The organism is Limnospira fusiformis SAG 85.79 (genome assembly GCF_012516315.1).
Classification (GTDB): Bacteria; Cyanobacteriota; Cyanobacteriia; order Cyanobacteriales; family Microcoleaceae; genus Limnospira; species Limnospira fusiformis.
The window spans coordinates 509798-532498 of the sequence record NZ_CP051185.1; the positions used below are offsets into that span (position 1 = coordinate 509798).

Sequence of the window (22701 nt, forward strand, 5' to 3'; positions counted from 1 at the left end):
ACGGTCAGCCATGCTTCCCAACAGTCAGCTTAATAAACCCGCCCCCCAAGAAAACCAAGGTAAAAAGACGGCTGGAGTGGATGGAAAGATAGTAATATCCCCTAAGTAAAGGCTAGAGATGGTGAAGGAAATCAAAGGGAAACTCAAACCCAAACCACTGCGACGGGTGTGGATTCCAAAACCTGGAAGGGATGAAAAACGCCCCCTGGGAATACCCACTATCCAAGATAGAGCAAGGCAAGCCTTGGTGAAGTCGGCACTCGAACCCGAATGGGAAGCAAGATTTGAAGGCACAAGCTATGGGTTTAGACCAGGGAGGTCAGCTCAGGATGCAATAGCCAGGATTTACCTGAGTATCAACAAAGGTGAATACTACGTGCTAGACGCGGATATAGCGAAGTGTTTCGATCGAATAAACCATGATTACCTACTGTCCAAAATTCATGGTCCAAGCTGCCTAAAAAGAGACCTGAAACAATGGTTAAAAGCAGGTGTGTTGGATAACGACGTATTCGAGGATACAGAAACAGGGACACCACAAGGAGGGGTAATAAGCCCACTACTTGCCAACATCGCACTGGATGGAATGGCAAGATTAATCGAAACAATGTATCCCAAGAAAAGGGGAACCGTTCAGGCTACCCTAATAAGGTACGCGGATGATTTCGTGGTAATCTCAAAAGACCTAGGAATCATTGAACAGTGCCAAACTGCAATCTCTGAATGGTTAAAACCCGTTGGACTAGAAATTAAGCCCGAAAAGACTCGGATTTGTCACACACTCAATTCTATGGAGTATAATGGCAAAACAGAGGAATCAGGGTTCGATTTTATCGGATTCAATATCAGGCAATACCCAGCAGGAAAACATAGAGCAGGGAAGATAAATAGGGACACAAGGAAAACCTTTGTAACTCACATTAAACCCAGCAAGAAAGCAGTTAAAGCCCACACTGAAGTGATGAAGGGTGTAATAAAACAACATAAAACAGCACCCCAATCAGCCCTGATTAGTAGACTAAACCCGATAATACGAGGATGGTCTAATTACTATTCCGGGGTAGTCTCAGTTGAGACATTCAATAAGTTGGATTACACAGTTTGGCAAATGTTGCGGGCATGGACAGTTTCAAGATGCGGAAAGGCAAAACATAAGAAACTGAGTAAATACTTTAAACCGGGAACGGTTAAACTCAGTAATGGGAAAGAAAGACAGGAAACTTGGATGTTTCAAACCAAAGATGGGTTACATCTGCATAAGCATAACTGGACCCCATTGGTCAGACATACCCTAGTGCGCCCGGACGCAACACCATACGACGGAAATTGGACTTACTGGGCAACCAGAAAAGGACAAACAACTGATACACCGACAAAAGTAGCCAAACTACTCAAAAGGCAAAAAGGTAAGTGTGCCTGGTGTGGGCAATACTTTACCCCATCAGACATAATTGAAGTAGACCATATTGTACCTCGAAGCCACGGCGGAAAGGATGAATACAAGAATATTCAATTACTGCACCGCCACTGTCACGATAATAAAACGGCATTAGACAATGCCAAAGCCGTATCCCTAACAATGGAGCAATCAAACTAGGAGCCGTGTGAAGGGAAACTTTCACGCACGGTTCTGAATGGGAGGGGATGGAGGTGACTCCATTCTCGACCCCTAATGGTGTTGCCTAAACAGTCCGACAAGAGCATGATTTAATCTCAAATTAGGTTAATATTTTAGGGCAATATGGTATAAGAAGCGAGAAGAGTTGAGGATAAACCTATTGCCAGATATGTCAAACCCAAGGAAGCGGCCCAAATCCTTGGAGTCCATGAAAGAATACTCCGCAGATGGGACTCCAATGGCTCAATCGAGACCATCAGAACCCCCGCTGGGCAACGACGATACAACGTTGAGTCATATACTGCTGCCAAATCAGGCAGTGACAAACGCAAAGTCGTTATCTATGCCAGAGTTAGTAGCCGCGCCCAGCAGTCCGACCTCAACCGACAGGTGGCCGCACTGTCCAACCTCTACCCCGAAGCAGAAGTCGTCTCAGAAATCGGAGGCGGGCTCAACTTCAAGGGAAAGAAAATGCTGGTCTGACTGGGACATCATTTGTCAGGAGATGTCCGCATGGTTGTCGTTGCCCACCCAGACCGATTGGCAATATGGGGATTTGACTTGTTTCGATGGCTCTGTGAGCAAAACAGGTGCTCACTCATGGTTCTCAACGAGACAAGTCTCAGTCCAGAACCAGAAATGGTTGAGGACATCCTCGCCCTCTTCCACTGCTTCAGTTCCCGATTATACCGACGGAGTAAATACAAAACTCAGGTCAAAGAAGATCCGGATTTACCCCAGCCCAGAGCTAAATCAAGTCTGGCGTAAATGGCTGGCTGCTTGTCGGTATTGCTATAACCAAGCAATTGCATTATCCCGGAGTGGTAAACGACTAAGCAAGTTAAAGTTACGCAATAAAGTGATGCCGAGTGACTTACCCGAATGGGTCAAAGAAACACCCTGCCACATTCGGCAAAATGCCATCTTTGATGCCTATCAGGCTTTGACCGCCAGTCCTGATGCCAGGTTTAGAAGTTGTCGTGACAGCTCTCAAGGGATTAAGTTCAATAATACTAATTTCTCTTCAGGGAGTTGGTATCCAAGACTAACGAAAGGATTAACTTTCATGGTTTCCGAAGCTATCCCTAAAACTTGCGGGCAAGGGACTCAGTTGGTGTTTACCAAAGGTCGATGGTTGGCGATTTTCCCTGAACCAGTTGCCGTTACCCCAACTGAAGCGAATGGCGTAATTGCATTAGACCCGGGTGTGCGAACTTTCATAACCGGGTTTGATGGTTCACGATTTCTGGAATTGGGCTCCGGGGATATTGGACGCATTACTAGGCTATGTCAACATTTGGATGATTTAATGAGCCGAATCGCCAAGGAACCCTGTCGTTCAAGGAGGCGACGGATGAGGCAAGCGGCTCAACGAATGAGAACCAAAATCCGCAATCTAGTTGATGAAGCCCACAAACAAATTGCTCACTACTTGACTCACAACTACAGCATAATTTTTTTGCCCACCTTCGAGACTTCCGATATGGTTGCCAAAGCAAAGCGGAAAATCAGGTCTAAGACTGCCCGCGCCATGCTGACATGGGCGCATTATCGATTCAAACTAACCCTGAGACATCAAGGGGAAATAACTGGAACCACAGTTGTAGATGTGACGGAAGAATACACCAGCAAAACCTGTACTCACTGTGGTCAGATGCATTCCCAGCTAGGTGGCTCAAAAGTGTTCCGATGTCCGGAGTGCGGGTTCACTCTACCCAGGGACTGGAACGGTGCTTTTGGAATCTTTCTAAAAGCTTTGCGGGATACCGCCTCTGTTACCTTAACGGGTAATAGTGCTATCGTCGCATTGTCAGGCAATAGCCGGATAAATGTCGCGTAAATGTATCAGAAAAAGATAAATTCTGGTCTCCCCCAAACCAGGGCCAGACCCCAAGTCCAGTTTGCTGCTATACGAAAAAGCTGCTATGTCAACTTTAGTTATCGTTGAATCACCGACCAAAGCCCGGACTATTCGTAACTTCTTACCGAAAGACTATCAGGTAGAAGCCTCAATGGGTCATATCCGGGATTTACCACCCTCTGCTGATGAAATTCCCGAAGAGTACAAGGGGAAAACATGGGCAGGGCTAGGGGTAAACGTGGAAGGGAATTTTGAGCCTATTTATGTAATCCCCAAAGATAAGCAGAAAGTGGTCAAAGAACTCAAAAAAGCGCTTAAACAAGCGACAGAGTTAGTTCTAGCCACCGACGAAGACCGAGAAGGGGAAAGTATTAGCTGGCACTTGTTGCAGGTGCTAAAACCGAAAATTCCCACCCGGCGTATGGTCTTCCATGAAATCACCTCGGAAGCCATACTCTCAGCCCTACAACATTGCCGAGACTTAGATGAACAACTGGTTCACGCCCAGGAAACCCGGCGGATACTCGATCGCCTCTATGGTTATACACTGTCACCACTGCTGTGGAAAAAAATCGCCCGAGGCTTGTCAGCCGGTCGGGTGCAGTCTGTAGCCGTAAGATTGATAGTAAACCGAGAGAGGGAACGTCGCGCCTTCCGACAGGGAGGATATTGGGATCTAAAAGCCTTGCTGGAACAAGGTAAAACCGAGTTTGAGGCGAAACTAATTACCCTAAATGGGGTAAAGGTAGCCACAGGTAGCGACTTCGATGAAAGCACTGGTAGAATCGCCGAGGGGCGTAATGTAGTCCTACTAGACTCAGACCAAGCCCAAGCCCTCAAGGAGAGACTGAGGGAGAAACTCTGGTCTGTCAGCAATATTGACCAACGCTCAGTTACTCGCAAACCCGCGCCGCCATTTACCACATCGACTCTGCAACAGGAAGCTAACCGGAAACTCAGACTTAGCGCCCGTCAGACTATGCAGGTGGCTCAAGGACTCTATGAGCGTGGTTATATTACTTATATGCGGACTGACTCTGTACATTTATCAGAGCAAGCCATAGTAGCTGCTAGAAACTGCGTTGAGCAGAAATATGGCAAAGAGTACCTGAGTCCGAAACCACGCCAGTACACGACCAAAAGTAAGGGCGCTCAAGAAGCCCACGAAGCTATCCGCCCGGCTGGAAGTTATTTCCGTACTCCCCAGGAAACTGAGTTAAGTGGTAATGACTTGAAACTGTATGACTTAATTTGGAAGCGGACCGTTGCTTCTCAGATGGCTGACTCTCGCCAAACTAATATCTCTGTTGACTTACAGGTGGAAGATGCAGGTTTTCGGGCGACGGGGAAACGTATTGATTTCCCTGGGTTTTTGCGGGCTTATGTAGAAGGGTCTGATGATCCTGATGCGGCTTTGGAAAATCAAGAAGTACCTCTACCACCTTTAAAAGTAGGTCAACATCCTGATTGTAAGGATTTGGAGGCAGTGGGACATGAAACCCAACCTCCGGCACGCTTTACAGAAGCATCTTTGGTCAAAACTCTGGAAAGTGAGGGGGTAGGTCGTCCGAGTACCTACGCGAGTGTCATTGGTACGATTATCGATCGCGGTTATGCTCAAATTAAGGGCAATGCTCTGATTCCTACTTTTACGGCTTTTGCCGTTAATAGCCTCCTGGAGAAACATTTTCCCGATTTGGTGGATATCCGTTTCACCGCTCGCATGGAGAATACTCTTGATGAAATAGCCACTGGACAGGCGGACCAGTTGCCTTATTTGCAACAGTTCTATTCCGGTGACGGGGGGCTGGAAAATCAGGTTAAGGAACAGGAAAGCCAAATTGATGCTAAGGTAGCCCGAACTATTGAATTGGAAAATTTGGGTGATGCTACTGATGGCATGACTTACCGTTTGTGTTTGGGTCGCTTTGGGCCTTATATTGAGGCACAGAAGGATGAGGAGATTATTACTGCTTCCATTCCTCAAGACCTGACTCCTGCTGACCTGACTCCTGAGTTAATTCAGGAGTTGATTGGACAAAAGACGGAGGGACCGGAAAAGCTGGGAGTTCATCCAGAAGCAGGGGAACCGATTTTTATGTTAATTGGTCCCTATGGTCCTTATGTGCAGTTGGGGGAAGAGTCGGAAACTAATAAGAAGCCGAAACGGGTCTCCCTTCCCAAGGGACTGGAAAAGGATGCGGTGACTTTGGATGTGGCTGTGTCGCTTTTGTCTTTACCTCGCCTTTTGGGACTGCATCCCGAAACGGGGGCTAAGGTTAAGGCTGCTATTGGTCGCTTTGGTCCTTATGTGGTTCATGAAAGTAAGGAGGCTAAGGATTATCGCTCTATCAAGGCTCCTGATGATGTCTTGACTATTACTTTTGAGCGGGCTTTGGAACTTCTGGCACAACCGAAGGTGGGACGCAGGGGGACTAAAAAAACTCTTACTCCCCTGCGAGAGTTGGGAGAACACCCGGAAGATGGAGAACCTCTCAATATCTATGATGGTCGCTATGGTCCCTATATTAAGCATGGCAAAATTAATGCTTCTTTGCCTAAAGAACAGGCGATCGAAACTTTCACCCTAGAACAGGCTCTGGAACTCTTAAAGGCTAAGGCGGCTTCTGGGTCGAAGTCGAAGTCGAGGTCGAAGTCTACTAGCAGTACCACTGCCAAAAAGTCCACTACTGCCAAAAAGTCCACTACTGCCAAAAAGTCTACTACTGCCAAAAAGTCTACTACTGCCAAAAAGTCCACGACTAGGAAAAAATCCAGCACTAAGGGGGAAACGGAATAAGTTTTGACATCCCGGGAAGGGCTGATATAATGGGAGAATGGGCGGGTTGTATCGACTAGCGATCGCCAATAGGGATACTGCGGAAACTCGCCTATGACCCTGTGAGTTGATGGGAATGGGGATTTATTATGTGGAAATATATCATCACGGCTTTGGTGGCTTTAGAATTGGTCTTGCTGAGTTCGTTTTGGTCTCCGGCTGCGGCGACGATTAATGATACAGAATCCTATATTTGGGATTATGCCTATGGCGGTAGTAGTCAATTGGTCTGTAAACAGGTCATTTTTCACCCGATAGGGGAACCTGTACCGGCTCATGAATCACTCACCCAACCGGCTACCCTACGATCGCATATTGTTGACAGCAGCCACTGTAAAAGCGTCAGTAAACCCAGTTAAATAGACGGTCTCAAATCGGAAACCATCAATTAAGGGGTCGATTCAGGTTGACCCCACAGGGTGATTTGTTGCCTGACCCAAAAATAAGTTTGGCTAATTGATACGGCTCAAATATATGGGATTTTTAAAATATTGTTAAGATTTGATACGTTTTTTTTGATAAAAAGTGGCAAAAAGTTGACGAGATTATCGGGGTTGTGGTAACATTGAGGAAACCGATACCAAGGGGCTATTGTGTCTTGATGCACCAATAAAGGCTGAAACCCCGATTCTCTGGCGATTAAAGTTATTTTTTGAGGGAAAACTGAAACTGGCGATGCACGAGTTTTGAGGATGAGTGGGGCTAGGGTTTTTAGACATCTTGACAAAATGGCGATTTTGTGCATGGCAGAGAATATGTTAGTGGGAGTAGGAAAAAGGGGTGACGATCGCCTGTGGACCGACCAAGACGAGGTAAGGTTGACAGAAGTATTTTTGAGATATTTCTAGGACTTGTGGAACTGTGACCGAGGCGACATCAATTTGAAATTGCTGGTCGAAGTCAATACCCAATTCTAGGGTTTCATACCATCCGTAAATTTGGGCGAGTTGGCTGTTAGTTTGCTTTCCGAGGGCATATTGTCCTAGTAGTTTATTTTTAGCGACCTGGAGTTCTTCTTCTGTGAGGGGGGTGTTGGTAAGTCGGTCTACTTCGGCGCGTAGTCCGTCAATAGCGATCGCAGTATTATTAGGGGCAGTACCCATATACACGACAAATTGGGAAGCATCTAGGCGGGTAGGATAGAAAGCCGAGACATCATAGGCTAGTCCCCGCTTTTCGCGTAATTCGACGAAGAGGCGACTGGATAGACCATTGCCCAAATAGGTGTTCATGACTTTGAGGGTGGCATAATCCTCGTGATAGACCGAGGCGGCGAGGTATCCTAGCATAATTACAGATTGCTGGGTTTCCTGGGGTGCTATCGCCTTGTGGGGGTTAGAGATGATTGTTGGTAGGGTGAGTTTGGGGAGGGGAGTCGGGGGTGCTTTCCAGTCTCCAAAGCATCTCTGTATGTGGCTTAGGGCTTTCTCTAGGGTAATGCGTCCCGCTAGGGAAATAATCAGATTATCTGGGCGAAAATAGGTCTGATGAAATTCCTGTAAGTCGGCGCGGGTAATTTGACTTACCGTTTCTTCGGTTCCGAGGCTGGAAATAGCATAGGGATGGTTTTGATACATTCCCCGTCGTAGATGGTCGAAAGCTACGGAAAATGGTTGTTCTTTCTGGGCTCTAATACCTTGAATGGTGATGCGGCGTTCCAGTTCTATTTCCGCTTCGGGAAAAGATGGGGCGCGCAAGAGTTGGGCGACTAACTCCAAAATATCCTCAAAGTCACCAGAAACGGTTTTGACACCGACGAGGAAATAGTCGGAGGAGGTGTCCGCGCTAACCCTCGCCCCAACTGACTCGACTCTTTCGGCAATTTCTAGGGATGACAGGCTTTCTGTCCCTTTGGTCATGACGGCGGCGAGGAGGTGAGAGAGTCCGGCTTGGTGTGGTGGTTCCCAACGGGTCCCAGTCCTCAAAAATAAACGGGTCGCGATAATGTCCGCCGCCGGGTTTTCAGTGACTAACAGGATAATACCGTTATCTAAAACATAGCGATGAACGTTCTGGGTATCTGAGAATGATGGGGTTAGGGTTTGAGTCACGGCTGCCTATGATGATGAAATGCGATCGCAGTTGATGCCAGGATCTTTTTTGACACTCCCCGCGAGTCACGCGACGGGGATTCTTGGTTCATCAACCGGACTTAACTGAGCAGGATTTTTCCAACCCAGCCAGAGGCCCGCTCTCCCCAAGCGTATAACTTCCCGTGTGCCCCACGGTAGTTAGTCCCAGGCGCAGGATATTGATGGCCGCATTCACATCTCGGTCAGCCTCATAGCCGCAATGCGGACAGTGGTGGGTTCTGACTGAGAGTGCCTTCTTGACTCGTTGGCCGCAGCTTGAGCAATCCTGGCTCGTATATTGGGGAGGAACGGCAATCGTTACCTTCCCGTACTTCCTGCCAAAATACTCCAACCAACAGCGAAATATTGACCATCCTGCATCACTAATCGACTTGGCTAGATGCCGATTGCGTACTAACCCTTTCACATTCAAGTCTGCCTTCGGCGCGCCGCTTCGCGTCTACGTAGGCAACCAAATCGTTAGATTGGATGACGCAGTAGGCGATGCTCTTCGCCCACTCATTACGCTGCCTACTTACCCTTAAATGCTTCCGGGCGTATCGGTTCCTAGCCCTGTGATAGTTCCCGGACTGTGGTTTTGCCCCCTTGCGGTACTTTCTGGACTTCTCTCGATTGGCCTTGTTCAACCGCCTTTCAGACTTGCGATAGAACTGCGGTGCTTCCACCACACTGCCATCAGAGGTTTTGTACTCCACCGAGCGGGAATGCTTTTTGAACCTGGGGAATCCTACGGGCTTAATGCCCTTTTTGCAGTTGTCGTAGAACCGACTGATTGAACTCCAGGCCCGTTCTGCTGAAGCCTGACGAGCCATGGAGTTGAGTTTCTTGGCAAAGGGAAACTCCTCAGCTAACGCTTTGCAGAGTTTGCTAAGGTCGTATTTGCCGACATCTTGGCTATCCATCCAATAGCGCAACGCCTTATTACGGACAAACTGAGCCGTCCGTATAGCGTCGTCTATAGCGGTAGCCTGGGCAGGCTTTACCCGTGCTTTGAACTCAAGTACAATCATTTTCCCTTATATTAGCATATCTGGCGCAAGAATGCGGCTAAAGCCGCCGTTGCTTTTCATCCCTGGGCTAAAGCCACAGGGCTTTCAAGCTATCGTCTATTCACGTAACACAAAATTAGGAGATTTCAGAAGTGGTGATAGTCGTTCCATGATAACAACTGCTCATTTTTTGGTGATCTGATCAAGGCGATCGCTTAGGAGTTGGTGACTGGGACTGAATAGGGCTAACCAGGCTAGTATGACGACTCCGAGAGTTCCGAGGGCGCTGGCGGAGGCGATCGCAAAGATAATCACAATCTGATAGCGTACAGCATCAAGGGGGCTGGCTCCGGCTAAAATTTGACCAGTCATCATACCGGGTAAACTAACTACACCCATAACCATCATAGAGTTAATCATAGGTATCATGCCGGTTCGGACTGCGGTCTGAATTTGTTTATGGCTGGCTTCCCACCTGGTAGCACCTAGGGCGAGTAGGGTTTCAATGCCATTACGGTTACTGACGACTCCTTCCATAAACCTGTCTAAGCCTAAAGAAATTCCGTTTAATGTGTTTCCGAGGATCATTCCCAACAGAGGGATTAAATATTGGGGATTGTACCAAGGTTGTACTTGAATGATGCCGATGACTGATAGGTTGGTGATTAAAAGGGCTGATACTAATACTGACAGTAAACTCCGCCAATAGATTCCCGCAAAACGGCGCGATGTTCGGTTTACTGCTGATATTCCGGCTATGGCTGCCATTAATAGGGCGATCGCTAATACTACCCAGGGGTTATCCAGGGCGAATAACCATTCTAAGATATAGCCCACCAACAATAATTGTACTACGCAACGCAGTGAGGCTATGGCGAGGGAGCGTTCTAAGCCTAGGCGTAATTGTACGGATAGGGCGACGTTGATGATAATTAATAAAACTGATGCGCCTAGTTGTCCATAACTGAGGGAAAGGTAATCATCCGACATATTCAGAAAGGATAAGTTGTTGATTGGTAACTCGTTGAATTTGCTGGGGGTCGTGGCTAGTCCAAATACAAGCACGTTGAGGGTTCGCCGCCAACCAGGAGGCGATCGCCTTTTCCACTTTTTGGGTGGTGTCCGGGTCTAAAGATGCTGTACATTCGTCTAATAATAAAAGGGTGGGTTCTAGTTGTAGCGATCGGATAATTGCCACAATTTGACTTTCTCCCCCTGATAGGTTGGCGGCGGGTTGGTAGAGAAACTCCGGGTGTCGGTTGAAGGTTTCGAGTAGGTCTCGGACTCGGTGAGGGTCATAGCGACGGTGGGAGTTAACCGCCAGTTGATAGACTGCCTTTAGGTTGGCTTCTACGCTACCCTCGAACATGATGGGGCGTTGATGTAGGTAAATGACTTGTGAGCGGTACAGGGGCAAATTCCAGGCGCTCAGGGAGCGATCTAAATATCTGATTTCTCCTTCCCCTAGGGGGTCAAGGCAGGCGATCGCTCTCAATAATAAACTTTTTCCGGTTCCCGTCGCACCGACCAAGCCTAATTGTATGCCCGGTTCTAGTTCAAACGATAAACCACGCCATAGCCACCTGGCTGCTTGCTCTGTGGTTTGGGAAGGTTGTATTTTTTGACAGCCGATTTTGATGGCTTCCAGAATTGCCATTGCTCAACACCAACAAGGTTGTCTCTGGCTAACTGTTCGGTTCAACAGATGTAACCAGAGATAATTGATAGTTCCTAATTATTCCTGGGGATGGGTAAACTGTCAACTATTGGTCTCTAGGCAGAAGATTGGGCAGATTTTGGTATGGGGTTGCTACTATCTATTATATGATAGACTGAATTAAAATGAATCACCATAAAATGAAGTTTGTTGCAGCGTTTAGTAGTTGCTTAATTATATCTATGCAGTTAGGGGTGTATGCTGCCCCGGCTACAACTACAGAGAATCTAGTTAGGGTGGGGATATATGAAAATAAACCCAAGATTTTTATTGATGAAACTGGTAAACCTGCGGGGTTCTGGGTAGATTTACTTAACCCTATAGCAAGGAGGCAAAATTGGCAGTTGCAGTATATCCCCTGTGAGTGGAATCAATGCCTAGAATTACTGGAGGAAGGACAACTTGATTTAATGGTAGATGTGGCTCACTCAGAAGAACGCGATCGCCGTTTTAACTTTAACCAAGAAGTTGTTTTACACGCTGCTGATGGCAGTTATTTATATGTGACTACCTCCCGTGAAATATTGCTAGGATATACCCCAGAGGAACTGATTGCCAAAAATCCCACTGATATTTTACAACCAGACCAATTATATCCGGTATCTCTGGAATCTTCCCTAAATATTTTACCGGGAATATCTCGTCCAATAATTTATCGAATCCGCCAAAAAAATGGACAATATATCTGGTTAGAAACTCTCACCAAAGTGATTTTAGATGACCAAGGAGAGGTCAGACATTTACAGAGTACATCTAGGGATATTAGCGATCGCATTCAAGCAGAAGAACAGTTAAAATATGATGCCCTCCATGATGGCTTAACCGGACTTCCCAACCGGAATCACCTAATGGCGCGCCTAGACATGGCTTTAAAGCGAGCTAAAAATAATCCTAATTTGCAGTTAGCCATCCTGTTTTGAGATTTAGATAATTTCAAGGTTGTCAATGATAGCTTAGGTCATTTAATTGGCGATAAAATGCTGTCATTAGTGGCAAAAATCATCCAAAATCTAGTCAGAGACACTGATTTATTGGCGCGTTTAGGAGGGGATGAATTTGTGATTGTCTTAGAAGATTTAGAGGCGACCAATGAGGCGACAAGGGTAGCGGAACGAATTTTAGAAAGTCTGCGATCGTCACCTTTACAAGTAGGGAAAAGAGACGTATTTGTGAATAGTAGTATTGGCATAGTTGTGCGGACAAACCGCCACGAAAAAGCCGAAGATTTACTCAGGGATGCCGATTTAGCCATGTATCGAGCCAAACATGAAGGACGGGGGAGATATGCTATCTTTGACCCGCTGATGCACTTCCAAGCTGTCCAACAAATGCACCTAGAAAATGACCTCCGCAAAGCCATAGAAAACAATCAGTTAGTTTTATATTATCAACCTATTGTAAATATCAAAAACCAGAGGATTCAGGGATTAGAAGCGCTGGTACGTTGGCAGCATCCGGAAAGGGGTCTTTTAGCTCCTGGTCACTTCATTAACATTGCCGAAAACACTGGTTTAATCATACCTATAGGGAGATGGTTATTACACACAGCTTGTCAACAATTAGCCGAGTGGGAAAATCAATTTCCCCACCATTTTTTAAAGATGAGTGTGAATCTTTCCGTTAAACAATTAGATATTTTTTTACTAGAACAACTTGACGAAGTGCTAAATAATTATAATTTGAAACAGAATAGCTTAGTCCTGGAAATTACCGAGAGTATGCTAGTGGCTAATATTGAAAAAACCTGTGATTTACTCAACCAAATTAAAGCCAAAGGTATTGGTTTAAGTATTGATGACTTTGGCACAGGTTATTCTTCCCTTAGCTATTTGCATCAGTTACCTGTTAATAGTCTCAAAATTGACCGTTCTTTTGTCAGTCCCGCCAATTTGAGTGACCGCCACCAGGTGATTGCCAAATCCATTATAGCTTTAAGTAAATTACTGAAACTTCATGTAATTGCTGAAGGTGTGGAAACACCCGAACAATTCCACTGGCTGAAAAAACTCGGTTGTGAAGCCGCCCAAGGTTATTTATTTTCTCGACCTGTTCCGGCTAGTGACATCACGGAGTTATGATCTCAAAAATTATTGTGTATTCCTGAGAGTAAATATTCTGATGAATTTAGCAAATAATCACCTGTTTAATTTTCTGCTGAAATTTGAAAAAAATATCGAAGCATACCGAGGTATTCGCGCGGGTATAGCTTTAGCAGTTCCCCTAGTAATCGGTCGGTTAATGGGTTATCCAGAGACGGGATTTTATATAGGTTTGACAGGGGTATTTTTTATTTTAGGGGCGGTGGGTGGCCCTTATAAAATTCGGGCAAAAACAGCGATCGCTACCCTGTTAGCAGGTCTTTTAGCTATTGGTTTGGGAACTTTGGTATCCCATATTATTTGGCTAAAATTACTGATGACCTTTTTGTGGATGTTTGCGGTAGGATATGCTGCAGTTTACGGACATCCTGGGATAATGACGGGAATTGTGACTGGGATTTTATTTCTGTTTACTATTCATACTCCCCCAGGAGATATCATAGTAGCCGGAGAAAGGATGTTGATTGGTTTGGTGGGAGGAATTTGGGCGATCGCTTTATGGTTCATTTTTTGGCCCCTACAACCTTATCTCCCCCTCAAAAAAGCCATAGCTGACTGTTATACGGCGATCGCTGATTATATACAAGTAGTTTTAAGTAATTCTACCAGTCTATCTGTCTCCGAATTACAGCAAGTTAAAGGATGGCGAGAAAAACTACAACTGGCTAAAGATGCTTTAGTCATCAACCGCCAAGGTCGCCGAGGTACTTCCGAAATCGGACAAGCTGCAGTCATCTTGATTCAAGATATTGAATACTTGATGACCGCTATCTCTACCTTAATTAAGTTATCGGGAATCCATCGACAAAATTCCGAAAATATCACCGTAAAAATATTGTTAAATGAGGCTTTTAAAGAAATAGTCATTAACCTGGAAAATTTAGTCCAAAAAATCCGCAATCAACCAGCTAAATTCAACTGTGATCGTCTCAAACAAATTACCCAAGCCCTAGATGAACAACAATCTTTTCAACGTCAAACTATTGGTAATCAGGTAGATGCTTATGTGAGTTTAATTTCTCTTGTCCGGTTAGTCGAAGCCTTAAATAGGTTGATTTCTCTACTGGAAAGAACCTATTTAGTCGTCGAGGAAATGAAACCCACTACTATTCCAGGAGAAAATAACTCGGAATTATCCGAAATAACTATATTGTTAGAAAAAGGTGATCAACCCTGGTTTCAACCTCTGTTAGATAACTTGAGTTTCGATTCTGCTATCTTCCGTCATGGACTCAGACTAGCTATTGCTACATCAGTAGCAGTGGCGATCGCTACTATTGAATCTATCCCCAGAGGCTTCTGGATTAGTTTAACTGTATTATTGGTTTTACAGCATGATTTTGGTAGCACATTTCGCCGCTTTTTTCAACGAATTTTAGGCACAGTTTTGGGTGCGTTAATGACCCCTATATTAACTGTGTTTATTTACACCCAAGCAGGCTTAGAAGCCATTGCTATTGTGTCCGTTTCCGTGGCTTTCTCCTTACTCAGGTTTAACTATGGAGTAGCCGTTTTTTTGATTACTGTATATGCTGTAACTCTCGAACAAAGCCGAACTTTTGAGAATGCTTGGATCGCGACTCTGCGAGTGATTGCTACTTTAATTGGTTCTGGGTTAGCTTTTATGGCTGCATTCTTTCTATTTCGCGATCGCCAGGAACAACAATTCTGGAGACTAGCCACTAATGCTATTAGCTGTAGTCGGGATTATTTCCAGATAGTCATGATGTCTTACTTGTCTAATAAATCTCCCGATTATCAGGCTATCAATAAACAGCGCCACCAGAATAGACTCGCTCAATTTAACGCCCAAATTTCTCTACAAAAACTCATTGATGACCCGCAAACTTCCCAACTCCAAATTGAAATAGCTTTAACTCTGATGACTAACTTAACTCGGTTCAGTCGCGCTATCACTGTTCTAATTGACCAATTAAATGATTTTAGTGGTACAGACCCTCACCCAGAATTAGAAACCTTTGTCAGTCGCATTGATTTGGGGTTGTCACAATTGGAAACTTCCCTAAAATCTCAAAGTCCTCTCCCCCCTATTCCCGATACAGTTACGCCATCGCAACAGTTTCAGCTTTACCTCAAGGGTCTACAACAAAAACGCTTAATCGAATTTGCTAACCGCGAAGATGAAACCCCCACCCGTCAAGTTTTACTGGACTATAGTATTGTGGCTTTAGAAATAGAGGAAATGGCAGATTATCTACAGGGTATGTATCACGCCGTTTCTCAATTGTCATGGCGATCGCAATAGTTTCAGGTTGACCTCAAGGGTCTACCACAAAAACCCCTCCCCCCTATTCCCAATACAGTTACGCCATCGCAATAGTTTCAGGTTGACCCCAAGGGTCTACCACAAAAACCTCTCCCCCCTATTCCCAATACAGTTACGCCATCGCAATAGTTTCAGGTTGACCCCAAGGGTCTACCACAAAAACCTCTCCCCCCTATTCCCAATACAGTTACGCCATCGCAATAGTTTCAGGTTGACCCCAAGGGTCTACCACAAAAACCTCTCCCCCCTATTCCCAATACATTTAGGCGATCGCAATAGTTTCAGGTTGACCCCAAGGGTCTACCACAAAAACCTCTCCCCCCTATTCCCAATACATTTAGGCGATCGCAATAGTTTCAGGTTGACCCCAAGGGTCTACCACAAAAACCTCTCCCCCCTATTCCCAATACATTTAGGCGATCGCAATAGTTTCAGGTTGACCCCAAGGGTCTACCACAAAAACCTCTCCCCCCTATTCCCAATACATTTAGGCGATCGCAATAGTTTCAGGTTGACCCCAAGGGTCTACCACAAAAACCCTTAATCGAATTGGCGAACCGCGAAGATGAAACCCCCACCCGTCAAGTTTTACTGGACTATAGTATTGTGGCTTTAGAAATAGAGGAAATGGCAGATTATCTACAGGGTATGTATCACGCCGTTTCTCAATTGTCATGGCGATCGCTATAGCTACGGGAGGAATTGACATAGTTAGATTTTCCCGCTAGGTATCAAGACAATCGCGGGTATCAATACCTATAAAATCACCAAATTTCTACCTTATGATAGATACAAAATAGCCCATAATTTGTGATTCTAAATGATAGATAAACTTATTTTTTGTCTACAATTGCAGTTAATTTAATGGGTTTTTTGATGAAACGATTGTCTGATTTTATGAAGTCTCTGAGATTAGATCATTTGGTGACGGTGTTAATGGCGGTGACTTTACTATTGGTGACAGCAGCTTGTAGCAACACTGAAACTGCTAGTTACAATAATTCACAAGCGGATCAGTATCAGGAAGATGTAGCAGAAAACTTGAGTGATTTTCGTCAGGAACTTGAAGACCTAGCCGCAGAAGTACAGACTAAGGTGGAAGAGGCTGCGGGTGTAGTTAAGGAAGAAGGTGGAGATATGACTAAGGAAGCCAAGCGACAATTAGAAGATGCTGCTGATGTAGTTAAGCAGGAAGGTGGAGATATGACTAAGGAAGCCAAACGACAATTAGAAGATGCTACCGATGTGGTTAAGGAAAAGGTGGGAGAGGCTAAAAAGTCTGCACAACGGACTATTGAGGATGTTTCTGATGCGGCGGATAGCTAATATAGTGGGCTAAAATACTTATAGCCTAGTGAATCTGTTTGTCCGCCACTAAAACTCAATCACTTGTGATACAATTGGAGGGTGATGTAATTCTCTCCTTGTTTTCCAAGTTACTCCTCATTTATCCTCAAGTTAGGGTGAGTGAGGGGCTTTAATCTCTATAGGTTAATGATAAGTTAAAAAACGGTTAATAGTTTCCCAAACTTGGTCTATTAAGTTGGTACTATCAGCATCAAACCAGTGAATTTGAGGAATAGCCTTAAACCAGGTGTTTTGTCGTTTAGCAAATTGGCGAGTATGCAAAACTGTCAATTCTTTGGCGGTGGCGAGGGTAATATCGCCAGCTAGGTATTGGCTAATCTCTTGATAGCCTAAAGTTTTCAATAGGGGTAAATCTTGACCGTAGCGATCGCCTAAACGTTGCACTTCCGCCACCAAGCCAGATTCTATCATAGCCTCGGTGCGATCGCAGATGCGACGGGTGAGGGTAAGTGGGTCTTGACAGGTTAGACCCAACTGCAAAATCGGGTAATTAGGGGGGTTTTCTCCTTGTTGGGCTGAGATGGTTTGTCCCGTGACATAATAAACTTCTAAGCCTCTGAGGGTGCGTACAGCATCATTAGGGTGAATTTTTTGGGCGGCGACAGGATCAACTTGCTGTAAAAGGCTGTATGCGAAAGGTTGACCCAAAGCCGTGAGTTGCGATCGCAATTGGGGATGTGGTGGAACTCTGGGAATTTTCAAACCAGCGGCGATCGCCTTAATATATAACCCAGTTCCTCCCACCAGAAGTAAAGGCTTACCCCGTGGCGCTAATATATGGGATTGGCCAATTAACTGATTAGCCCGATCCTGATAATCTGCGAGAGTTAGGGTTTCCGTCGGATCGCAGATATCAATCAGATAATGGGGGACTTGTTCCCTTTCTGCTAAAGTAGGTTTAGCAGTTCCGATGTCAAACTCCCGGTATACTTGGCGTGAGTCCGCACTGAGAATCACCGTTTCCAGGCGTTTAGCCAAAGTTAACCCCAAACCCGATTTTCCCGTAGCCGTCGCGCCACAAACCACAATCACCCCAGTTGGAGGAGTGAAAAGTTGACCATCGTCGATTGTATGATTGGTATATCCCATATCCAAACTTTAATTTAGCCTGCCCTCATCTCGTCTATAACCCTTTTGTGTTACAATTTTGGCTATATTTCTCATTTTTGAAGCCCCTGGGCTTCAGCGCCATTATTGGAGCAGTTTTTAGATGACCAGCACGTACTCAGCAGACCAGATCCAAGTTCTTGAAGGTCTTGAAGCAGTCCGCAAACGTCCGGGGATGTATATTGGTTCTACCGGACCACGCGGCCTTCACCACTTAGTTTATGAGGTTGTTGATAACTCCGTTGATGAGGCGTTAGCTGGCTATTGCACGCACATCGAAGTTGAGATCAACCCAGATAACTCCGTCAGAGTAACTGACGATGGTCGAGGTATCCCCATTGACACCCACTCCAAAACTGGCAGATCAGCCCTAGAAACCGTAATGACTGTTCTCCATGCAGGAGGAAAGTTCGGCGGCGGTGGCTATAAGGTATCAGGCGGCTTACACGGGGTGGGTATCTCCGTTGTGAACGCTTTATCAGAATGGGTGGAAGTAACAGTATTACGAGACCACAAACGATACGTTCAACGCTACGAGCGAGGGGTTCCGGTCACAGAACTAGAGGAACACTCTAGCAAAGAAACCCAAACGGGAACTTCTGTCTGCTTTAAACCCGATACCAAGATTTTCACCACGGGGATAGAGTTTGAATATGATACCATTGCCAGCCGTTTAAGGGAACTGGCTTATCTGAATGCAGGAGTACGCATTACTCTCACCGATAACAGGCTGGAGTTACTCAAACGGGAAGAGGCTAAGGTTGAGAGTTACTGTTACGAGGGGGGCATTAAGGAATATGTTACCTACATGAACCGGGAAAAGCAGGCTCTCCACGAAGATACTATTTATGTGTCTGGTGAACGCAATAATGTTCAGGTGGAAGTGGCTCTACAGTGGTGTGTTGATGCCTACAGCGACACGATTTTGGGTTTTGCTAACAATATCCGCACCGTTGATGGTGGTACCCATTTGGAAGGGCTGAAAACTGTTCTGACTCGCACCATGAATGCGATCGCCCGTAAGCGTAATAAGATTAAGGATAATGAGCCTAACCTGGGGGGGGAAAATGTCCGGGAAGGTTTGACTGGGGTGATTTCTGTTAAGGTTCCTGACCCGGAATTTGAGGGACAAACCAAAACTAAGCTGGGAAATACCGAAGTTCGCGGAATTGTCGATTCCCTGGTCGGCGAGGTTCTGACTGAGTTTCTGGATTTTAACCCTAATGTGGCTGATGCCATTTTAGAGAAGGCTATTCAGGCTTTTAAGGCGGCGGAAGCAGCACGGCGCGCGCGGGATTTGGTGCGCCGCAAATCTGTGTTAGAATCTTCTCCGTTACCAGGAAAGTTGGCAGATTGTAGCAGCCGTGACCCGGAAGAGTCGGAAATCTTTTTGGTTGAGGGAGATAGTGCGGGTGGTAGCGCTAAACAAGGACGCGATCGCCGTACTCAGGCGATTTTACCCCTGCGTGGTAAGATTCTGAACATTGAGAAAACCGATGATGCGAAAATCTACAAAAATAATGAGATTCAATCACTAATTACCGCTTTGGGATTGGGTATTAAGGGGGAGGAGTTTGACCCGTCTCAGTTGCGCTATCACAAAGTGATCATTATGACTGATGCTGATGTTGATGGCGCTCATATTCGGACTTTGCTGTTAACCTTTTTCTATCGCTATCAGCGAGAGTTGGTTGATCAGGGTTTTATTTATATCGCCTGTCCGCCTCTTTATAAGGTGGAAAGGGGACGCAATCACTACTATTGCTATAATGAGCAACAATTGCAGCAACAATTGGCTGAGTTCCCCGATAATGCTAATTATACCATCCAACGGTTTAAAGGTTTGGGGGAAATGATGCCGAATCAACTCTGGGACACAACGATGAACCCGGAAACTCGCAGCATTAAACGGGTGGAAATTGAGGATGCGGCGGAGGCTGACCACATCTTTACCGTGTTAATGGGCGATCGGGTTGCGCCTCGTCGCCAGTTTATCGAGGATCATGCTCCTCGTTTGGATATCACTGATTTGGATATCTAATTTTCCCGCCGCCTGAGAACTGATGTGCTGAGTTTTTGAAAGCGATCGCATCAGTTCTTTCCAGTTCACCCGTGGGTTAGCTGCTATCAACCTACAAAAATAGGTTTTTCTTGCCTCCTGGTAACTGAGAACTAACTAGATAAAAATCATGGGGATAAATCCAATGAGTATCCATCGGGCCGTGAATCTGAATCCCCGTCATAACCCCATAATTAAACACGAAATTATCCACCGGAGATAACAACTTTTCTACATCTTCTGAAATAATTTTACTAGCTAACTGAGTGATTTCTACTAGATTAGGTTTATCCCCATATTTAAGCGCCAAAATGATTTTTTGACGGATGATAGATTGCTCAATATCCTGCATATCGGTCATTAATTGCAGATAACCAGATTCTAACTCCTTAACAATTGCTTCTAAAGCACCACAAACATGGGAAGCCTTATCTATTCCCGACCGATAAACTTTGCCGATTTCTCCATGTTTAGAAATGGCAAAAGGTAGTTAATATTCATCAGTGTTAAAAATTATAGGTTTGGGGGAGTGCTAAGTCAATTTTTGGGATTATCGCTGTCTGAGTCTATGCACAAAATTAGTTTTTTGTCAAGAGGGTAAATTTGGAAAGACCCTAAATTACTGAAAACTCGTGCATCGCCAGTTTTAAAATCTGGTCAGCAAATTATCAAGTGGGCGACGCAATGGTGGTTTTAGCCTCTATTTTTGGCATTAGACACAGTAGCCCCTTTGGTGCTATTTCTTATATGGTACTACAACCCCTATAATTTCGTCAACCTTTTGGCAGTAATTATCAATAAAATCGTAACAATTCTTAACAGTAATTAGGTAGCCCTCTGTAAGGAAGCCAATGGGAGTTAGATTAAAGAACTCATTTTTGGATCTTCCTTAAACCAGAGAGAGAGCATGATTTAATCTCAAATTAGGTTAATATTTTAGGGCAATATGGTATAAGAAGCGAGAAGAGTTGAGGATAAACCTATTGCCAGATATGTCAAACCCAAGGAAGCGGCTCAAATCCTTGGAGTCCATGAAAGAATACTCCGCAGATGGGACAAAAATGGCTCAATCGAGACCATCAGAACCCCCGCTGGGCAACGACGATACAACGTTGAGTCATATACTGCTGCCAAATCAGGCAGTGACAAACGCAAAGTCGTTATCTATGCCAGAATTAGTAGCCGCGCCCAGCAGTCCGACCTCAACCGACAGGTGGCCGCACTGTCCAACCTCTACCCCGAAGCAGAAGTCGTCTCAGAAATCGGAGGCGGGCTCAACTTCAAGGGAAAGAAAATGCTGGCCTGACTGGGACATCATTTGTCAGGAGATGTCCGCATGGTTGTCGTTGCCCACCCAGACCGATTGGCAATATGGGGATTTGACTTGTTTCGATGGCTCTGTGAGCAAAACAGTTGCTCACTCATGGTTCTCAACCAGACAAGTCTCAGTCCAGAACCAGAAATGGTTGAGGACATCCTCACTATCCTCCACTGCTTCAGTTCCCGATTATACGGACGGAGTAAATACAAAACTCAGGTCAAAGAAGATCCGGATTTACCCCAGCCCCGAGCTAAATCAAGTCTGGCGTAAATGGCTGGCTGCTTGTCGGTATTGCTACAACCAAGCAATTGCATTATCCCGGAGTGGTAAACGACTAAGCAAGTTAAAGTTACGCAATAAAGTGATGCAGAGTGACTTACCCGAATGGGTCAAAGAAACACCCTGCCACATTCGGCAAAATGCCATCTTTGATGCCTATCTCGCCTTTTCAGCCAGTCCTGATGCCAGGTTTAGAAGTTGTCGTGACAGCTCTCAAGGGATTAAGTTCAATAATACTAATTTCTCTTCAGGGAGTTGGTATCCAAGACTAACGAAAGGATTAACTTTCATGGTTTCCGAACCCATCCCTAAAACTTGCGGGCAAGGGACTCAGTTGGTGTTTACCAAAGGTCGATGGTTGGCGATTTTCCCTGAACCAGTTGCCGTTACCCCAACTGAAGCGAATGGCGTAATTGCATTAGACCCGGGTGTGCGAACTTTCATAACTGGGTTTGATGGCTCTCGGTTTCTGGAATTTGGCTCCGGGGATATAGGACGCATTACTAGGCTATGTCAACATTTGGATGATTTGATGAGCCGAATCGCCAAGGAACCCTGTCGTTCAAGAAGGCGACGGATGAGGCAAGCGGCTCAACGAATGAGAACTAAAATCCGGAATTTAGTGGATGAAGCCCACAAACAAATTGCTCACTACTTGACTCACAACTACAGCCTAATTTTTTTGCCCACCTTCGAGACTTCCGATATGGTTGCCAAGGTGAAGCGTCTAATCAGGTCTAAGACTGCCCGAGCCATGCTGACATGGGCGCATTATCGATTCAAACTAACCCTGAGACATCAAGGGGAAATAACTGGAACCACAGTTGTAGATGTGACGGAAGAATACACCAGCAAAACCTGTACTCACTGTGGTCATGTGCATTCCCAGCTAGGTGGCTCAAAAGTGTTCCGATGTCCTGAGTGCGGGTTCACTCTACCCAGGGACTGGAACGGTGCTTTTGGAATCTTTCTAAAAGCTTTGCGGGATACCGCCTCTGTTACCTTAACGGGTAATAGTGCTATCGTCGCATTGTCAGGCAATAGCCGGATAAATGTCGCGTAAA

Annotated in this window: 18 protein-coding genes and 4 pseudogenes; 14 read left to right on the forward strand and 8 right to left on the reverse strand. The window is 45.4% G+C overall.

Features of this window, described 5'->3' with window-relative positions; all coding sequences use genetic code 11:
* Nucleotides 1-10 precede the first annotated feature (10 nt).
* The 6 genes and pseudogenes from HFV01_RS32270 to HFV01_RS02570 all read left to right on the forward strand — a co-directional run.
* A pseudogene (locus tag HFV01_RS32270) lies at nucleotides 11-199 on the forward strand (reverse transcriptase N-terminal domain-containing protein); the annotation flags it as partial.
* A complete protein-coding gene (ltrA, locus tag HFV01_RS02550; RefSeq protein ID WP_311737710.1) occupies nucleotides 173-1597 on the forward strand; it encodes a group II intron reverse transcriptase/maturase in 1425 nt (474 codons plus the stop codon). The pseudogene HFV01_RS32270 and the gene ltrA, both read left to right, overlap by 27 nt.
* A gap of 180 nt (nucleotides 1598-1777) precedes the next feature.
* A pseudogene (locus HFV01_RS31930) lies at nucleotides 1778-1858 on the forward strand (IS607 family transposase); the annotation flags it as partial.
* A complete protein-coding gene (locus tag HFV01_RS02560) occupies nucleotides 1827-3458 on the forward strand; it encodes an RNA-guided endonuclease InsQ/TnpB family protein (RefSeq protein ID WP_438861258.1) in 1632 nt (543 codons plus the stop codon). The pseudogene HFV01_RS31930 and the gene HFV01_RS02560, both read left to right, overlap by 32 nt.
* Before the next feature lie 85 nt (nucleotides 3459-3543).
* On the forward strand, nucleotides 3544-6279 hold the full coding sequence (gene topA / locus HFV01_RS02565; RefSeq protein ID WP_035759138.1) for a type I DNA topoisomerase: 2736 nt from the start codon (nucleotides 3544-3546) through the stop codon (nucleotides 6277-6279).
* A gap of 128 nt (nucleotides 6280-6407) precedes the next feature.
* Nucleotides 6408-6677 carry a hypothetical protein gene (locus HFV01_RS02570; protein ID WP_006623548.1) on the forward strand — a complete coding sequence of 90 codons (270 nt, stop codon included), beginning with the start codon at nucleotides 6408-6410 and terminating at the stop codon, nucleotides 6675-6677.
* Nucleotides 6678-7076: 399 nt separating this feature from the next.
* Here HFV01_RS02570 and HFV01_RS02575 read toward each other — a convergent pair whose 3' ends face one another.
* From HFV01_RS02575 to HFV01_RS02590, 5 genes are all read right to left on the reverse strand, one after another.
* Nucleotides 7077-8369: a M16 family metallopeptidase gene (locus tag HFV01_RS02575; protein ID WP_006623550.1), complete on the reverse strand. Its 1293-nt coding sequence runs from the start codon at nucleotides 8367-8369 to the stop codon at nucleotides 7077-7079.
* A 91-nt stretch (nucleotides 8370-8460) separates the two neighbouring features.
* Nucleotides 8461-8817 carry an RNA-guided endonuclease InsQ/TnpB family protein gene (locus tag HFV01_RS30070; RefSeq protein ID WP_071533561.1) on the reverse strand — a complete coding sequence of 119 codons (357 nt, stop codon included), beginning with the start codon at nucleotides 8815-8817 and terminating at the stop codon, nucleotides 8461-8463.
* On the reverse strand, nucleotides 8774-9421 hold the full coding sequence (locus HFV01_RS02580; RefSeq protein WP_006669314.1) for an RNA-guided endonuclease InsQ/TnpB family protein: 648 nt from the start codon (nucleotides 9419-9421) through the stop codon (nucleotides 8774-8776). The genes HFV01_RS30070 and HFV01_RS02580 overlap by 44 nt, the downstream gene beginning before the upstream one ends.
* A gap of 162 nt (nucleotides 9422-9583) precedes the next feature.
* Nucleotides 9584-10390: an ABC transporter permease gene (locus HFV01_RS02585; protein ID WP_006669313.1), complete on the reverse strand. Its 807-nt coding sequence runs from the start codon at nucleotides 10388-10390 to the stop codon at nucleotides 9584-9586.
* On the reverse strand, nucleotides 10380-11057 hold the full coding sequence (locus HFV01_RS02590; protein WP_193520802.1) for an ABC transporter ATP-binding protein: 678 nt from the start codon (nucleotides 11055-11057) through the stop codon (nucleotides 10380-10382). The genes HFV01_RS02585 and HFV01_RS02590 overlap by 11 nt, the downstream gene beginning before the upstream one ends.
* A gap of 242 nt (nucleotides 11058-11299) precedes the next feature.
* Here HFV01_RS02590 and HFV01_RS02595 point away from each other — a divergent pair, with 242 nt between their 5' ends.
* The 4 genes and pseudogenes from HFV01_RS02595 (at nucleotide 11300) to HFV01_RS02605 (ending at nucleotide 15482) form a co-directional block, all read left to right on the forward strand.
* Nucleotides 11300-12037, forward strand: coding sequence for a transporter substrate-binding domain-containing protein (locus tag HFV01_RS02595; RefSeq protein WP_006623554.1), 738 nt, complete (start codon nucleotides 11300-11302; stop codon nucleotides 12035-12037).
* A 12-nt stretch (nucleotides 12038-12049) separates the two neighbouring features.
* A pseudogene (locus tag HFV01_RS30075) lies at nucleotides 12050-12397 on the forward strand (diguanylate cyclase domain-containing protein); the annotation flags it as partial.
* Between the two features lie 9 nt (nucleotides 12398-12406).
* On the forward strand, nucleotides 12407-13195 hold the full coding sequence (locus HFV01_RS02600) for a putative bifunctional diguanylate cyclase/phosphodiesterase (RefSeq protein WP_338085933.1): 789 nt from the start codon (nucleotides 12407-12409) through the stop codon (nucleotides 13193-13195).
* Nucleotides 13196-13235: 40 nt separating this feature from the next.
* Nucleotides 13236-15482, forward strand: a complete 2247-nt coding sequence (locus tag HFV01_RS02605) for an FUSC family protein (RefSeq protein WP_193520804.1) — start codon at nucleotides 13236-13238, stop codon at nucleotides 15480-15482.
* Between the two features lie 508 nt (nucleotides 15483-15990).
* Here the strand turns inward: HFV01_RS02605 and HFV01_RS02610 are convergent.
* On the reverse strand, nucleotides 15991-16212 hold the full coding sequence (locus tag HFV01_RS02610) for a hypothetical protein (protein ID WP_006669309.1): 222 nt from the start codon (nucleotides 16210-16212) through the stop codon (nucleotides 15991-15993).
* A gap of 167 nt (nucleotides 16213-16379) precedes the next feature.
* Between HFV01_RS02610 and HFV01_RS02615 the strand changes: the two genes are divergently transcribed.
* Nucleotides 16380-16829 (forward strand): hypothetical protein, encoded by a 450-nt coding sequence (locus tag HFV01_RS02615; RefSeq protein WP_228116408.1) that lies wholly within the window; start codon nucleotides 16380-16382, stop codon nucleotides 16827-16829.
* Between the two features lie 165 nt (nucleotides 16830-16994).
* On the opposite strand, the gene miaA is transcribed toward HFV01_RS02615, so the two are convergent.
* The gene (gene miaA / locus HFV01_RS02620; protein ID WP_193520805.1) at nucleotides 16995-17960 is read right to left on the reverse strand and encodes a tRNA (adenosine(37)-N6)-dimethylallyltransferase MiaA; all 966 of its coding nucleotides are present in this window, start codon (nucleotides 17958-17960) and stop codon (nucleotides 16995-16997) included.
* A 121-nt stretch (nucleotides 17961-18081) separates the two neighbouring features.
* On the opposite strand from miaA, the gene gyrB reads away from it, so the two are divergent.
* Nucleotides 18082-20019, forward strand: a complete 1938-nt coding sequence (gene gyrB / locus HFV01_RS02625; protein ID WP_193520806.1) for a DNA topoisomerase (ATP-hydrolyzing) subunit B — start codon at nucleotides 18082-18084, stop codon at nucleotides 20017-20019.
* Between the two features lie 91 nt (nucleotides 20020-20110).
* Here gyrB and HFV01_RS02630 read toward each other — a convergent pair whose 3' ends face one another.
* The gene (locus tag HFV01_RS02630; RefSeq protein ID WP_160162552.1) at nucleotides 20111-20515 is read right to left on the reverse strand and encodes an LCIB family protein; all 405 of its coding nucleotides are present in this window, start codon (nucleotides 20513-20515) and stop codon (nucleotides 20111-20113) included.
* 504 nt (nucleotides 20516-21019) lie between these two features.
* Here HFV01_RS02630 and HFV01_RS02635 point away from each other — a divergent pair.
* Nucleotides 21020-21628 (forward strand): annotated as a pseudogene (locus HFV01_RS02635) (IS607 family transposase).
* Nucleotides 21591-22700 (forward strand): RNA-guided endonuclease InsQ/TnpB family protein, encoded by a 1110-nt coding sequence (locus tag HFV01_RS02640; protein ID WP_318286274.1) that lies wholly within the window; start codon nucleotides 21591-21593, stop codon nucleotides 22698-22700. Before HFV01_RS02635 ends, HFV01_RS02640 begins: the two are co-directional and overlap by 38 nt.
* The last annotated feature ends 1 nt before the right edge of the window (nucleotide 22701 follow it).

Bases quoted from the DNA above. Each gene is read 5' to 3' on its own strand.
- HFV01_RS02560 (WP_438861258.1), top strand. From the start codon at position 1,827: ATGAAAGAATACTCCGCAGATGGGACTCCAATGGCTCAATCGAGACCA.
- topA (WP_035759138.1), top strand. From the start codon at position 3,544: ATGTCAACTTTAGTTATCGTTGAATCACCGACCAAAGCCCGGACTATT.
- HFV01_RS02570 (WP_006623548.1), top strand. From the start codon at position 6,408: ATGTGGAAATATATCATCACGGCTTTGGTGGCTTTAGAATTGGTCTTG.
- HFV01_RS02580 (WP_006669314.1), bottom strand. From the start codon at position 9,421: ATGATTGTACTTGAGTTCAAAGCACGGGTAAAGCCTGCCCAGGCTACC.
- HFV01_RS02585 (WP_006669313.1), bottom strand. From the start codon at position 10,390: ATGTCGGATGATTACCTTTCCCTCAGTTATGGACAACTAGGCGCATCA.
- HFV01_RS02590 (WP_193520802.1), bottom strand. From the start codon at position 11,057: ATGGCAATTCTGGAAGCCATCAAAATCGGCTGTCAAAAAATACAACCT.
- HFV01_RS02595 (WP_006623554.1), top strand. From the start codon at position 11,300: ATGCAGTTAGGGGTGTATGCTGCCCCGGCTACAACTACAGAGAATCTA.
- HFV01_RS02605 (WP_193520804.1), top strand. From the start codon at position 13,236: ATGAATTTAGCAAATAATCACCTGTTTAATTTTCTGCTGAAATTTGAA.
- HFV01_RS02610 (WP_006669309.1), bottom strand. From the start codon at position 16,212: ATGTCAATTCCTCCCGTAGCTATAGCGATCGCCATGACAATTGAGAAA.
- HFV01_RS02615 (WP_228116408.1), top strand. From the start codon at position 16,380: ATGAAACGATTGTCTGATTTTATGAAGTCTCTGAGATTAGATCATTTG.
- miaA (WP_193520805.1), bottom strand. From the start codon at position 17,960: ATGGGATATACCAATCATACAATCGACGATGGTCAACTTTTCACTCCT.
- gyrB (WP_193520806.1), top strand. From the start codon at position 18,082: ATGACCAGCACGTACTCAGCAGACCAGATCCAAGTTCTTGAAGGTCTT.